The following is a 15000-nucleotide window of genomic DNA, read 5'->3' as shown; positions in this document are numbered from 1 at the left end:
CTTCTTCCTTCCAGAGCTTTAGATAATGTCACCTCATCGGCGTATTCTAGATCACCACCAACGGGCAATCCGTGGGCAATGCGCGTAATTTTAACACCTGTTGGCTTTAATAGCCGGGAAATATACATCGCTGTCGCTTCCCCTTCAATATTCGGGTTCGTCGCCAAAATCACTTCTTGAACCGTTTCATCTTGAAGACGTCTAAGCAATTCAGCAATTTTAATATCTTCAGGACCAATTCCTTCCATAGGGGAAATCGCTCCATGTAACACATGATACAACCCATTATATTCTTTCATTTTTTCCATAGCAATCACGTCTTTCGGGTCTTGAACAACACAAATGATCGAGCGATCTCGCTTGTCGTCCTCACAAATATAACAAGGATCTTTATCGGTAATATGGCCACACGATGAACAATACGTTAAATTTCTTTTTGCATTTACAAGCGCTTTTGCAAAATCTAATACTACATCTTCTTTCATATTTAACACAAAAAACGCCAGACGGACGGCCGTCTTCGGCCCGATGCCTGGCAATTTCATGAAGCTGTCGATTAATTTCGATATCGGCTCTGGGTAGTACATAATAGCCTCCTAGAATAATCCTGGTATATTCAATCCTTTTGTAAACTGTCCCATTGTTTGTGCAGTTAACTCATCAACCTTTTTTAACGCATCATTCGTTGCAGCGAGCACTAAATCTTGCAACATATCGATATCTTCTGGATCAACAACCTCCTCTTTAATTTTCACTTCTAAAATTTGTTTATGACCATTGGCAATAACGGTAACCATTCCACCGCCTGCTGTTCCTTCAACTGTTTTTTCTGCTAATTCTGCTTGTGCTTTCTCCATATCTTTTTGCATTTTTTGCATTTGCTTCATCATTTTTTGCATATTTCCCATTCCACGCATCATTTTCATCATTCCTCCATTATTCTTTAATTTCAATTAAGTTTTCACCAAACCACTTTTTCGCTTCTGAAATGAATGGATCTTCTTGTTCATGTTGTTCATCCCCATTTGTTTGTTGGCGAATAAACTGCTCTCGAATTTGAAGCCATTCACTTTCAGGAACAGGAATCGTATCAAGTTTCTTTCCCGTTAACTCAAATAATACGTGCTCTAAATTATCTTTAACATAGTTACTATTATCAGCAACCATCTTACAATGAATTTCATATTTAAATTTTAACACAAAAGCTGCGCCACTTGCTGCTACAGGTTCACTCTCTTGTAATAATGCCGCATGTGACACTTTATTTTGCTTTTTTAACGTCTCAAGCACATGTGGCCAATTTCCTTTAATAAGAGATAAATGCTGATGTGTTGCTTGGCGAAGCACTTCATGAATGCGCCCCACCGGTATTTTATAGTCTGTCCGAATACTTTTCCCTGTTTTTTTCACCGATTCACTTGTTTCTGAAGCAGAGGGCTTTACACCTGTCTCTTGTAGCCTTGCTAATTGTTCTTCTAACTGTTTCACCTTTTCTTCTAAGGCCGGAGAAATCGAAGTTTTGATTACTCGTTCCTCCTCATAACAAAGCTTCACAATCGCAACTTCCATATGCACACGCGGATGGTTCGTTAGGCGCATATCTTGTTGACTTTTACTTAACAAATCGATCGCTTCATATATAAGCGATGTTGGAATCATGTCAGAAAGCTCACGAAATCGTTCATCAACGAGCACACGATGCGTCACATCCTCTAGTTGAGGTGCCGCTTTATATAAAAGCATATCCCGATAATAGTAAATTAAATCTTCGACAAGACGATTCGGGTCTTTCCCTTGTTCCATTAAATGTTGAAAAAGACGCAACGCCTCAACGGTCTTTTTTTCGTATATCGCGTAAATTAAATCTGCAATTTTTCGTTGTGAAACTGCACCTGTAACCGCTAACACATCTTCCAGTAACACACGATTGTCACTAAAAGAAATGGCTTGATCGAGCAAACTTAACGCATCACGCATCCCACCATCAGCAGCACGTGCAATCGCAAATAGTGCCTCTTCCTCTACGTCTATACCTTCTTCTGCAATAACCGTTTTTAACCGAGAGACAATTGACTTTAACTCAATGCGTCGAAAATCAAATCGTTGACATCGCGAAACGATTGTTAAAGGAATTTTATGTGGTTCTGTTGTCGCTAAAATGAAAATCACATGTTTCGGAGGCTCTTCCAACGTTTTTAATAACGCATTAAACGCCCCGATGGATAACATATGCACTTCATCAATAATATACACTTTATACGGTGCCGACGTTGGGGCAAATTTCACCTTCTCCCGAATGTCGCGAATTTCATCCACTCCGTTATTTGATGCTGCGTCAATCTCTAACACATCAGAAATCGAACCGTTCGTAATGCCTAAACAAGTCGGACATTCGTTGCATGGCTCTGCTGTTGGACGATGCTCGCAGTTTACCGCTTTAGCAAAAATTTTAGCTATACTCGTTTTCCCTGTCCCACGTGGACCTGAAAATAAATATGCATGTGAAATCTTTTGTTGAAGCAGGGCATTTTGCAACGTTTTTGTCACGTGTTCTTGACCGACTACATCCTTAAAACTTTGCGGTCGAAAAACACGATATAAAGCTTTATAACTCACGAAACTGCCCTCCTCTTTGCTCATATCCCATTTATTATATCATTAAAAAACATATGAAAAAAGCACTTGCCTTTTGAGCAAGTGCTTGTGTGCAGAAATATGTAAATTGCCGTGCACCTTCTGTCGACTAGCTGCCATAGACGTTACTAGAGTAGTTAGCTCAGTTCAGGCACCCCTGCGGCACATGGGAGCGTCCGCTTACTGCTGCTTCCTTCCGGACCTGACAGGGTTCACGGATTCCCATTGCGCAGGACCCAAACGTCAACACCACTTACTCTAGGCAGACTCTACAGCAAACTAGCCTAAAGAAGGAATTCAGCCTCGCTAGAGCGGATTGCGAGTACAGGGCACCGCTACCTCCCCGCTTAGCACGGCAATGCGTTATCGCTAACGCAAGTATAAGTATATCTCTTTTTCATATAAATTGCAATGACTACACAATGGAATTTAATTGGAATTCACTCTATTTTTTTCTTCCTTTTTTTGTTGACGTAAACGTCGAAAAAATTCGCTCAGCATTCCACCACATTGTTCAGCTAATACTCCGCTAACAACTTCCGCTTGATGATTAAAGCGTGGCTCTTGCAATAAATTCATTAATGTTCCCGCACATCCTCCTTTCGGATCGCTCGCCCCAAACACAACCCGCTTGATGCGGGAAAGAACAATCGCTCCAGCACACATCGCACAAGGTTCTAACGTCACATACAGCGTTGCTTCTTCTAATCGCCACGTACCTAGTTTTCGACACGCTTCATCGATAGCTAAAAGCTCCGCATGTGCAATTGATCGTTGATCTCGTTCACGCAAATTGTGAGCTCGCGCAATCACTTCATCGTTGTATACAACAACTGCACCAATTGGCACTTCTCCGATATTCTCCGCCTTTTTTGCTTCTTCAATAGCTAAATGCATGTAATACTCATCATTTCTCATTTTTGAGACTCCCGTACTTTTATCATCTATAAAGTATATCAAAATAAAAAAGCAACATACAGACTAATCGTTTTATGTTAAAATAAATTTTGTCTGTCTACACAGACGGTTTCACCTGAAGGAGGTTACACAATGTCCCACGTGCCCTTTATTACTGTTGAAGGTCCAATCGGTGTTGGAAAAACATCATTAGCAAAGGTCATTTCAGACTATTTTCAATATGAATTGTTAAAAGAAATTGTTGATGAGAATCCTTTTTTAGGTAAATTTTATGAAAACATCGAAGAGTGGAGCTTCCAAACGGAGATGTTTTTTCTATGCAATCGTTACAAACAGCTAGAAGATGTCGAAAAAAAGTTTTTAAGCAATGGGAAACCGGTTGTAGCTGACTATCATATTTTCAAAAACTTAATCTTTGCTAGACAAACGTTAAAGGGAAAACAATACGAAAAATATGTGCAAATTTATGACATTTTAACAAACGACATGCCAAAACCAAATGTCGTCATTTATTTGCATGCTTCATTACACACGTTGCTCAAACGTATCGCGATGCGAGGTCGTGAATTTGAAAAAAATATTGATCCGAACTATTTGCAACAATTATCACATGCTTACGAACAAGCAATGGAGCAATTTGAACAAGCTCACCCTCACATTCCTGTATTACGGTTTAACGGAGATGAGCTCGATTTCGTTCATCGTGACCAAGACCGATTTTTCATTTTAAACGAACTGCAATCTGTTCTTAAAAGGAGCTTAGAACAATGAATTTACGAGAAAAATATCATATTCCAAGCGATGCTGTTATTACCATTGCCGGAACGGTTGGTGTAGGAAAATCAACGATGACAAAAGCGTTAGCTGATGCACTTCAATTCCGCACCTCTTTTGAAAAGGTAGACACAAACCCTTATTTAGATAAATTTTATGCTGATTTTAAACGTTGGAGTTTCCATCTTCAAATTTATTTTCTTGCAGAACGATTTAAAGAACAAAAACGTATTTTCGAATATGGCGGAGGATTTGTTCAAGATCGATCCATTTACGAGGATACTGGGATTTTTGCAAAAATGCATTTTGAAAAAGGGACGATGTCAAAAGTCGACTATGAAACATATACAAGTTTATTTGAAGCGATGGTCATGACACCTTATTTCCCACACCCTGATTTACTTATTTACTTAGAAGGAAGTTTCGAGGAAATCATTAAACGCATTCGTGAACGCGGTCGCCCAATGGAACAACAAACACCAATTGAATATTGGAAAGAAATGTACGAAAGATATGAAAGATGGATCAACAGTTTTAATGCTTGTCCTGTTTTGCGCATTAACATTAATGAATACGATATTATTCGCGATGCCCAATCGATTGAGCCGATCGTCGCAAAAATTGGTTACATGATTGAACAATATCGCAAATTAAAAAAATAAGGATGCCCTCGCTTCATTTCGGGCATCCTTTCGTTTTGCCTATATAAAACAAAAATTCGTTACATATCGTAACGAATTATTCAATAAACAATCTCCATTTTATGCGCTGTGGTTTTGTGAACATTCGAATGGTGGCGGAGGAGGAGGGATTCGAACCCCCGCGCGCCTTTCGACGCCTCTCGGTTTTCAAGACCGACCCCTTCAGCCAGACTTGGGTACTCCTCCGTATCGACATGTATTAATTTATCATAATCATTATCCTATGTCAACACTTTTTATGAAAAAAGGGGAGGGCATTCTCCCCTTATGCAATGACTTCTTTTCCTCCCATGTATGGGCGAAGCACTTCCGGAATAACGACAGTTCCATCTTCTTGTTGATAATTTTCCAAAATCGCTGCAACTGTTCGTCCAATTGCTAAACCAGATCCATTTAACGTATGCACATGTTCTGGCTTTGCTTTTGGGTCTCGACGGAAACGAATGTTTGCACGGCGAGCTTGGAATGCTTCAAAATTGCTGCAAGAAGAAATTTCTCGATACGTACCATAGCTTGGCAACCATACTTCAATGTCATATTTTTTCGCTGCAGTAAAGCCTAGATCAGCTGTACACATACTCATCACACGATACGGCAAACCTAATAATTGTAAAATACGTTCCGCATCATTTGTTAACTTTTCGAGTTCTTCATAAGAATCTTCCGGTTTTACAAATTTGACAAGCTCTACCTTGTTAAACTGATGCTGACGAATTAATCCGCGCGTATCTCTTCCTGCTGATCCCGCTTCTGAACGGAAACATGCGCTATAAGCAGCATATTTAATTGGCAAATCGTCCGCTGATAAAATTTCATCGCGATGTAAGTTAGTCACAGGAACTTCTGCTGTTGGAATTAAAAAGTAATCTTCACTCTCGATCCGGAACGCATCTTCCTCAAACTTCGGAAGCTGCCCTGTTCCTGTCATGCTTGCTCGATTCACAATGTACGGTGGTAAAACTTCTTCATATCCGTGCTGTTCAACATGTACGTCTAACATAAAGTTAATTAACGCACGTTCCAATCGTGCTCCAAGGCCTTTATAAAACACAAATCGACTTCCTGTTACTTTTGCTGCACGTTCAAAATCTAAAATTCCAAGCCGATCCGCAATTTCCCAATGTGGTTTTGGTTCAAAAGAAAATGAACGTGGCTCTCCCCATTTACGAATTTCTACATTGTCATCTTCTGATTCACCAATCGGCACAGAGTCATGCGGAACGTTTGGAATTGACAAAAGCAACGTCTCAAGCTGTTGTTCCACTTCTCGTAATTCATCATCAAGCACTTTAATACGATCGCCAACTTCACGCATTTCAGCAATCAGATGGTCTGCGTCTTTTTTCTCACGCTTTAAGATGGCAATTTGTTGTGACACATCGTTGCGCTTATTTTTCAATTCCTCCGCTTGTGCAATTAATTCACGGCGACGACGATCGAGCTGCTCGAATTGTTCAAAATCCGTTAAGTCCTCGCCACGATGCTGGAGTTTTTGTTTTACTTCCTCAAAATTGGCACGTAAAAATTTTAAGTCTAACATCATCATTCCTCCTTTTTGATTTATGAAATAAAAAACTCCCGTCCCAAAAGAAAGGGACGAGAGTATTCCCGCGTTGCCACCCTAGTTGAAGACGTGCGTCTTCCACTCGAGACATGTAACGGTTCTCACCGGAAATGCCTACTAACTTCACGCGTTCAGCATTTCGCTCCAGGATGGATTCACAAGTCATTCCTGCCGATTCACACCAGCCATCGGCTCTCTGAAAGGAAGAGGGCTTGTTACTAGTTCCTGTCATCGCTTTTTCTTTATATCATTTTCTTGGAAATAATGTACTATAAGTTTAAACAAAATGCAACCTGTTTATTCTTTCGCTTCTTTAACCATGTTTATAAAATATTGTGTCATGCGATGATCGTCCGTTAATTCTGGATGGAACGAACATCCTAAAAATTGTCCTTGTCTTGCCGCGACAATACGGTCCTCATATGTCGCAAGGACATCAACGTCGTCTCCTACGGAAACAATGTGCGGAGCTCGAATAAATACACCAATAAAATCGTCCGCAACGCCTTTAATTGTTAAAGATGCTTCAAAACTTTCGCGTTGGCGTCCGAATGAGTTGCGTTCAACTGTAATATCCATTAAACCAAGGTGTGGTTCATCGTAACCAACAATTTTTTTTGCTAAAATAATCAAGCCTGCACACGTTCCAAACATTGGCTTTCCTTCACGCGCGAATTGCTTCAGCGGTTCCATAAACCCGTATTTGTCCATTAAACGACGCATCGTCGTACTTTCTCCGCCTGGAATAATAAGGCCATCAATATGCGCTAGTTGCTCCACCTTTTTAATAACTACCGCTTCGGCACCACACGCTTCAATTGAACGTACGTGTTCACGTACGGCTCCTTGCAATCCGAGTACCCCTATTTTCGTCATGTTCATTGCTCCTTTATATTACCATCCACGTTCTTGCATCCGTTGTTCAGGAAGCAACGAAGAAATATCAATCCCTTTCATCGCTCCACCTAGTCCTTTTGATAAATGAGCAATTAATTCATAATCTTCGAAATGAGTTGTCGCTTCAACGATGGCACGCGCATATTTTTCAGGGTTTTCTGATTTAAAAATACCTGAACCGACAAATACACCGTCAGCACCTAAATGCATCATTAACGCGGCATCTGCTGGTGTTGCGACACCACCTGCTGCAAAGTTAACGACAGGAAGACGACCAAGACGTTTAATTTCTAATAGCACTTCAAATGGTGCGCCTAAGTTTTTTGCCTCTGTCATTAACTCATCTTCGCTCATGCTAACAACTTTACGCACTTGAGCATTTACTTTTCGCATATGGCGAACAGCTTCGACAATATTTCCTGTTCCCGGTTCACCTTTTGTGCGAAGCATAGATGCCCCTTCAGCAATGCGACGAGCCGCTTCACCTAAATCACGACAACCGCATACGAACGGTACAGTAAATTGACGTTTATCAATATGAAATTCTTCATCTGCCGGCGTCAACACTTCGCTCTCGTCAATGTAATCTACACCAAGCGCCTCTAATACACGCGCTTCAACATAATGACCGATACGCGCCTTCGCCATGACTGGAATCGATACTGCTTTCATCACTTCTTCAATTACAGTCGGGTCAGCCATGCGTGCAACGCCACCTGCTGCACGAATATCCGCTGGAACACGCTCAAGAGCCATAACAGCTACTGCACCTGCTGCTTCAGCAATTTTCGCTTGTTCTGCGTTCACGACGTCCATAATGACGCCACCTTTTTGCATTTCCGCCATTCCGCGTTTTACACGTTCTGTACCTGTAACCGCCACCGTTCATTCCTCCCATTATGTATATCGTTATTGTGATATTGTACTGAAAAATCAACCCAGCGACAACTATTCATCACTGCAGTACACTATCCATATTCTAGCATACGTTTTTATTAGGTAAAAGTATAGAAACACTAACTACATTTTTTTATTTTAACTCAATTTTTTTAAAAATCACAATAAAAATTTTAAAGCCCTCTAAAAAGAGAGCTTTAAAATAATCCTTTAATCGCATGTGAAGCACCGTTCCAAATATCACTGAATAATTCACCAATCGCCCGCATCGCCAAAACGAAACCATTTGCTTTTTCTACAGCCCGCTTTGTTACGATCTCTACCTTTTCTCTTTCTTTTGTTAAGTAACCATAATCTGTTCCTTCATATTTCACGTACATATATCCTACTTTTTGTCCTTTTTTCACAGGAGCTGTTAACGTTTCTTTTTCAATGACGACAACAGGCTTATATTTTTTTTCTTCCCCTCGCTTAATGACAAGCGACAATGGTTGTTTTGTTGCAATTGCAACTTCTTTTTCTTTTCCTTTCTTTACTGCTACTGTTTTATGTTTTTTTATAATATAACCTTTTGGATACAATTGTTGCACCGTATAGTTGCTAAACGCGTAATCCAACATTTTTCTCGTCTGTTCAAAGCGCGACAAATGCGTACCTTTTCCATTCGTTTTCGCATTCATCACAACGGTAATAAAGCGCATGCCATTTCGCTCTGCTGTACCTGTAAAGCAATATCCTGCAAATTCTGTATATCCCGTTTTAATCCCATCGACACCTTCGTATGCTGCAACAAGTCCCGGAAGCATCCAGTTCCAGTTATCCATTTTAATTTGATCATCTGTTCCTTCCCGGAAATACTTACGAGGAATACTTGCTGTTTCTAAAATTTCTGGGAACTCATGATATAAATGATATGCTAATGTCGCTACAGCACGAGCAGACATCACATTTTCTTCGTTATCTCCGCTACCTGCAGGGTGCAATCCTCCTAAATCTTTGTTATTTAACCCTGTTGCATTGACAAACTTGTAATCTTTTAATCCTAACTCTTTCGCTTTTTCATTCATCATTTTAACGAAATTTGTTTCCGAACCACCAACAATTTCTGCAATAGCAACTGTCGCCCCGTTTGCTGAGTAAATCGCCATCGCTTCATACAGTTCACGCACTGTATATTTCCCGTCTTTTCTCAACGGAACATTCGATAAATCGCGCTTTTGGGAAATTTGATATACATACTCACTTACTGCATATTCTTGATCCCATTTTACGCGCCCTTCATGAATAGCCTCTAGCAACAAGTATTCCGTCATCATTTTTGTCATACTAGCAATTCCTAAAACCGCATCAATGTTTTTTTGATATAAAATCTTCCCCGTCTCCGCTTCAACAAGAATAGCGGCATCTGCTTCAATATTTAGTACGTCTTCTTCCGCTTTTATATTTTGCGGTAACGTCACCATAAATAAGAACATTGCTGCAATGGAAATGATGAAGCTCTTGTACCATGTTTTCACGCTCAAACCCTCCAACTCTGTTTTACATAACCGTTATTTTAACATACTCTTGTAAAAAAAAATAGACAGAGGAATCTTCCACCTCTGTCTAGTTGTTATTACATGAATGAGTAGTTTGGAGCTTCTTTCGTAATTTGAACATCGTGAGGGTGACTTTCTCTTAATCCTGCTCCAGTCATGCGCACAAATTGCGTTTTTTCTCGCAATTCTTCTAAGTTTTTCGTGCCACAGTAACCCATTCCTGCACGCAATCCCCCAACAAGTTGATAAATCGTATCGGCAAGCGGTCCTTTATAAGGTACTCGTCCTTCAATACCTTCTGGAACAAATTTTTTATTATCTTCTTGGAAGTAACGATCTTTACTTCCTCTCTCCATCGCTCCTACTGAGCCCATCCCGCGATATACTTTAAATCGTCTACCTTGGTAAATTTCCGTTTCTCCAGGGCTTTCAGACACGCCTGCAAGCAAGCTGCCAAGCATAACAGCATGTCCACCAGCTGCTAAAGCTTTTACAATATCACCAGAATATTTAATTCCTCCATCAGCAATAATAGCTACACCGTATTTTCGCGCTTCTGTTGCACAGTCATAAATCGCTGTAATTTGTGGTACGCCGACACCTGCGACAACCCGTGTCGTACAGATGGATCCCGGACCAATGCCAACTTTAATAATGTTCGCTCCTGCTTCAATTAAGTCGCGCGTCGCCTCTGCTGTCGCGACATTTCCTGCGATAATATTTAAAGTTGGATATGTGTCGCGAATTTTCCGTACCGTCTCAAGTACACCTTTAGAATGACCATGCGCTGTATCAACTACAATAACATCGACATTTGCTTCCACAAGCTTTTTCACACGCAACATCGTATCTGCAGTAACTCCAACAGCCGCTCCAACAAGAAGACGTCCTTTTGCGTCTTTTGCTGCGTTTGGAAATTCAATCACTTTTTCAATATCTTTAATAGTAATAAGTCCCTTTAACACACCTTGATCATCAACGAGAGGGAGTTTTTCAATTTTGTACTTTTGTAAAATTTTTTCCGCTTCTTCTAATGTTGTTCCAACAGGGGCAGTAATTAAGTTTTCTTTTGTCATCACATCAGAAATTTTCATTGAGTAATCTTGAATAAAGCGTAAATCGCGATTCGTAATAATTCCAACAAGCTTTTGTTCTTCCGCATTGTTTACGATCGGAACACCTGAAATCCGATATTTACTCATTAAATGTTCCGCATCATATACTTGATGTTCAGGAGTTAAAAAGAAAGGATCCGTAATTACACCGCTTTCAGAACGTTTTACTTTATCGACTTGTTCCGCCTGTTGTTCAATTGACATGTTTTTATGAATAATTCCTAATCCTCCTTGGCGTGCCATTGCAATCGCCATTTCCGCTTCGGTTACCGTATCCATTCCTGCACTAATAATCGGGATATTCAATTTTAACGTTTTACTTAGTTCAACTGTTAAATCGACATCACGAGGCAACACTTCTGACTTAGCTGGGATTAAAAGGACGTCATCAAATGTCAATCCTTCTTTCGCAAATTTTGTTTCCCACATTGTTTTTCCCCCTCACTTTGGAAATATTAATTAGTAGAGTATCAACTTCGCTTTTTTCTGTCAAGAAAACACGAAAATGTTAGATAATTCGATCAATTATATAAGGAGAATATACGATGTGGGAAGTATTTTACTCATCTAATTTTGTGCATCAATTTTTAATTGAACGCTACAAGCAAGAAGGACGAGAAGACGCTGAAAAGAAAAGTTACGACAATTGTTATCCATTTATGTACTACTTACAACATGGGAAAAAGTTTTATGATACGGCTCATGAAGCGCCTTTGGCCATCAAACCTGTTTTATTATTTTATGGAAATGTACAACTTCTTAAAGCGTGCTTATTAACAATTCACCCTGATTATCCAGAATCATCATCGGTTTTAGCACATGGAGTATCAACGAGAAAAAGAAAAAAACAAAACTACGATTTTTTTAAAGACGAAGTAAAAATTCAAAAGCATGGGTTGTTTACTTATTTTTCTGAAAAAATGTTTCATGTGAAACACGCATACGGGGAAAAGTTTTGTATGAGGCAATTACTACAACAAATTGAAGAACTAAATCCCTTATTTAATCTATATTTTAAACAACAAAATGAACGAAGCAAACAAATTCACGAAATCGTTGCTCACTATTTATTGCTTTATAACTTAAGTATGATTTGTCGCTATGAAACGGAATGGTGGTATGATCTCCTCCATAGTTATTCAAATGATGCATACCCTTTTATTGTACAGTTTTTAGACGTAACGGAACGAAAAGTACCGAGATATTTATATCATTATTTACTACATAACAAAAAAGACCAAGACTAAATCGTCTTGGTCTTTTCTTTGCCCGGCAACGTCCTACTCTCGCAGGCGGTGTCCCGCCAACTACCATCGGCGCTGGAGAGCTTAACTTCCGTGTTCGGGATGGGAACGGGTGTGACCTCTCCGCCATCGTCACCGAGCAATATGATGAAGGATTATTCCTTCAAAACTAGATAACAGGGGTTGTATTGTCTAGCTTCGAACTAACACCCTCCTACGCCTTCGCTTTTTCCGTTCGACGTGCACGCATGTCTTCGTCAAAAGCTTTTGGCTCCGTCGGATGTTTTCTTGACTACGTCAAGAACCGTTCTCCGCTTTTCTTGTTGTCTAGCTTCGGCTCCTAGCCCCTCGAATCGCTTCAGTCCTGCTGTGGCGGCAACAGCCTCCTCGCAGGCCTTTCGCGTTCTTCGTGGCTGAACAGTCGCCTACGCTTTTCTTGTGTGCTTAGTTAAGTCCTCGATCGATTAGTATCCGTCAGCTGCACGTGTCGCCACGCTTCCACCTCGGACCTATCTACCTTGTCATCTTCAAGGGATCTTACTCGCTTGACGCGATGGGAAATCTCATCTTGAGGGGGGCTTCACGCTTAGATGCTTTCAGCGCTTATCCCTTCCGCACATAGCTACCCAGCTGTGCCCCTGGCGGGACAACTGGTACACCAGCGGTGCGTCCATCCCGGTCCTCTCGTACTAAGGACAGCTCCTCTCAAATTTCCTACGCCCGCGACGGATAGGGACCGAACTGTCTCACGACGTTCTGAACCCAGCTCGCGTACCGCTTTAATGGGCGAACAGCCCAACCCTTGGGACCGACTACAGCCCCAGGATGCGATGAGCCGACATCGAGGTGCCAAACCTCCCCGTCGATGTGGACTCTTGGGGGAGATAAGCCTGTTATCCCCGGGGTAGCTTTTATCCGTTGAGCGATGGCCCTTCCATTCGGAACCACCGGATCACTAAGCCCGACTTTCGTCCCTGCTCGACTTGTAGGTCTCGCAGTCAAGCTCCCTTCTGCCTTTACACTCTACGAATGATTTCCAACCATTCTGAGGGAACCTTTGGGCGCCTCCGTTACGCTTTGGGAGGCGACCGCCCCAGTCAAACTGCCCACCTGACACTGTCTCCCACCCCGATCAGGGGTGCGGGTTAGAATCTCAGTACGACAAGGGTGGTATCCCAACGGCGACTCCACCTAGACTGGCGTCCAGGCTTCTCAGTCTCCCACCTATGCTGTACATGTCGCACCAACATTCAATATCAGGCTGCAGTAAAGCTCCACGGGGTCTTTCCGTCCTGTCGCGGGTAACCTGCATCTTCACAGGTACTATGATTTCACCGGGTCTCTCGTTGAGACAGTGCCCAAGTCGTTACACCTTTCGTGCGGGTCGGAACTTACCCGACAAGGAATTTCGCTACCTTAGGACCGTTATAGTTACGGCCGCCGTTTACTGGGGCTTCGGTTCGCACCTTCGCTTGCGCTAAGCGCTCCCCTTAACCTTCCAGCACCGGGCAGGTGTCAGCCCCTATACTTCGCCTTACGGCTTCGCAGAGACCTGTGTTTTTGATAAACAGTCGCTTGGGCCTTTTCACTGCGGCTCCCCTGGGCTATTCACCCGAGGGAGCACCCCTTCTCCCGAAGTTACGGGGTCATTTTGCCGAGTTCCTTAACGAGAGTTCTCCCGCGCACCTTAGGATTCTCTCCTCGCCTACCTGTGTCGGTTTGCGGTACGGGCACCTCTCACCTCGCTAGAGGCTTTTCTTGGCAGTGTGGAATCAGGCACTTCGGTACTATATTTCCCTCGCCATCACAGCTCAGCCTACTCAAGCGGATTTGCCTACTTGAGGCGCCTAACTGCTTGGACGCGCACAACCAGTCGCGCGCTGACCCTATCCTCCTGCGTCCCCCCATTGCTCAAACGGTGAGGAGGTGGTACAGGAATATCAACCTGTTGTCCATCGCCTACGCCTTTCGGCCTCGGCTTAGGTCCCGACTAACCCTGAGCGGACGAGCCTTCCTCAGGAAACCTTAGGCTTTCGGTGCAGAGGATTCTCACCTCTGTTTTCGCTACTCACACCGGCATTCTCACTTCTAAGCGCTCCACTAGTCCTTCCGGTCTAGCTTCGACGCCCTTAGAACGCTCCCCTACCGACGACGCAAGTCGTCCCACAGCTTCGGTGGTACGTTTAGCCCCGGTACATTTTCGGCGCAGAGTCACTCGACCAGTGAGCTATTACGCACTCTTTAAATGGTGGCTGCTTCTAAGCCAACATCCTGGTTGTCTAAGCAACTCCACATCCTTTTCCACTTAACGTACACTTTGGGACCTTAGCTGGTGATCTGGGCTGTTTCCCTCTTGACCACGGATCTTATCACTCGTAGTCTGACTCCCGAGTATAAGTCATTGGCATTCGGAGTTTGACTGAGTTCGGTAACCCGATGAGGGCCCCTAGCCCAATCAGTGCTCTACCTCCAAGACTCTTCACTCGAGGCTAGCCCTAAAGCTATTTCGGGGAGAACCAGCTATCTCCAAGTTCGATTGGCATTTCACCCCTACCCACACCTCATCCCCGCACTTTTCAACGTGCGTGGGTTCGGGCCTCCAGTAGGTATTACCCTACCTTCACCCTGGACATGGGTAGATCACCTGGTTTCGGGTCTACGACCTCGTACTATACGCCCTATTCAGACTCGCTTTCGCTACGGCTCCGTCTTTTCGAC

General features: G+C 42.4%; 12 protein-coding genes, 1 tRNA gene, 2 rRNA genes, 1 other RNA gene and 1 other annotated feature (2 of these 17 running past the window's edge). Of the genes, 3 read left to right on the top strand and 13 right to left on the bottom strand.

Annotation, left to right across the window (positions count from 1 at the left end; all coding sequences use genetic code 11):
• The 5 genes from recR to tadA all read right to left on the bottom strand — a co-directional run.
• Positions 1-587, bottom strand: partial view of a recombination mediator RecR gene (gene recR, locus AFK25_RS00130; RefSeq protein ID WP_004888493.1) — the 5' portion only. It extends 10 nt beyond the left edge of the window; the window shows 587 of its 597 coding nt (coding positions 1-587); the start codon lies at positions 585-587; the stop codon falls past the left edge of the window.
• 9 nt (positions 588-596) lie between these two features.
• Positions 597-920: a YbaB/EbfC family nucleoid-associated protein gene (locus AFK25_RS00125; protein WP_009360703.1), complete on the bottom strand. Its 324-nt coding sequence runs from the start codon at positions 918-920 to the stop codon at positions 597-599.
• Positions 921-936: 16 nt separating this feature from the next.
• Entirely contained in the window at positions 937-2616 is a 1680-nt protein-coding gene (gene dnaX, locus AFK25_RS00120) for a DNA polymerase III subunit gamma/tau (protein ID WP_035064536.1), read from the bottom strand.
• Between the two features lie 109 nt (positions 2617-2725).
• Positions 2726-2990: signal recognition particle sRNA large type (gene ffs, locus AFK25_RS14645), an RNA gene on the bottom strand.
• 73 nt (positions 2991-3063) lie between these two features.
• Positions 3064-3552 carry a tRNA adenosine(34) deaminase TadA gene (tadA, locus tag AFK25_RS00115; protein ID WP_009360705.1) on the bottom strand — a complete coding sequence of 163 codons (489 nt, stop codon included), beginning with the start codon at positions 3550-3552 and terminating at the stop codon, positions 3064-3066.
• A 132-nt stretch (positions 3553-3684) separates the two neighbouring features.
• Between tadA and AFK25_RS00110 the strand changes: the two genes are divergently transcribed.
• Positions 3685-4323, top strand: a complete 639-nt coding sequence (locus AFK25_RS00110; RefSeq protein ID WP_009360706.1) for a deoxynucleoside kinase — start codon at positions 3685-3687, stop codon at positions 4321-4323.
• Positions 4320-4988, top strand: a complete 669-nt coding sequence (locus AFK25_RS00105; protein WP_009360707.1) for a deoxynucleoside kinase — start codon at positions 4320-4322, stop codon at positions 4986-4988. The genes AFK25_RS00110 and AFK25_RS00105 overlap by 4 nt, the downstream gene beginning before the upstream one ends.
• A 132-nt stretch (positions 4989-5120) precedes the next feature.
• On the opposite strand, the gene AFK25_RS00100 is transcribed toward AFK25_RS00105, so the two are convergent.
• The 6 genes from AFK25_RS00100 to guaB form a co-directional block, all read right to left on the bottom strand.
• Positions 5121-5213: transfer RNA gene (locus AFK25_RS00100), tRNA-Ser, on the bottom strand.
• A gap of 79 nt (positions 5214-5292) precedes the next feature.
• Complete coding sequence (gene serS, locus AFK25_RS00095) at positions 5293-6567, bottom strand: serine--tRNA ligase (RefSeq protein ID WP_026011640.1); 1275 nt, start codon at positions 6565-6567, stop codon at positions 5293-5295.
• Between the two features lie 49 nt (positions 6568-6616).
• Positions 6617-6832 (bottom strand) — a binding site (T-box leader).
• 56 nt (positions 6833-6888) lie between these two features.
• Positions 6889-7467, bottom strand: a complete 579-nt coding sequence (gene pdxT, locus AFK25_RS00085; protein WP_019417546.1) for a pyridoxal 5'-phosphate synthase glutaminase subunit PdxT — start codon at positions 7465-7467, stop codon at positions 6889-6891.
• Positions 7468-7485: 18 nt separating this feature from the next.
• On the bottom strand, positions 7486-8370 hold the full coding sequence (gene pdxS, locus AFK25_RS00080; protein ID WP_009360710.1) for a pyridoxal 5'-phosphate synthase lyase subunit PdxS: 885 nt from the start codon (positions 8368-8370) through the stop codon (positions 7486-7488).
• A gap of 212 nt (positions 8371-8582) precedes the next feature.
• Positions 8583-9860, bottom strand: a complete 1278-nt coding sequence (locus tag AFK25_RS00075) for a D-alanyl-D-alanine carboxypeptidase family protein (protein ID WP_049720919.1) — start codon at positions 9858-9860, stop codon at positions 8583-8585.
• Positions 9861-10000: 140 nt separating this feature from the next.
• Complete coding sequence (gene guaB / locus AFK25_RS00070) at positions 10001-11467, bottom strand: IMP dehydrogenase (protein ID WP_019417544.1); 1467 nt, start codon at positions 11465-11467, stop codon at positions 10001-10003.
• Between the two features lie 116 nt (positions 11468-11583).
• On the opposite strand from guaB, the gene AFK25_RS00065 reads away from it, so the two are divergent.
• A complete protein-coding gene (locus tag AFK25_RS00065; protein WP_009360713.1) occupies positions 11584-12285 on the top strand; it encodes a YaaC family protein in 702 nt (233 codons plus the stop codon).
• A 20-nt stretch (positions 12286-12305) separates the two neighbouring features.
• Here the strand turns inward: AFK25_RS00065 and rrf are convergent.
• Both rrf and AFK25_RS00055 read right to left on the bottom strand, forming a co-directional pair.
• Positions 12306-12422 (bottom strand): 5S ribosomal RNA (gene rrf, locus AFK25_RS00060).
• Between the two features lie 304 nt (positions 12423-12726).
• Positions 12727-15000: ribosomal RNA gene (locus tag AFK25_RS00055) — 23S ribosomal RNA — on the bottom strand (it continues 652 nt past the right edge of the window).

The sequence above is a fragment of the Anoxybacillus gonensis genome (genome assembly GCF_001187595.1).
In the GTDB taxonomy this organism is placed as follows: domain Bacteria; phylum Bacillota; class Bacilli; order Bacillales; family Anoxybacillaceae; genus Anoxybacillus; species Anoxybacillus gonensis.
The sequence above is the reverse complement of the archived record's forward strand: the minus strand, read 5'-3'. Positions and strand labels throughout refer to the sequence as shown.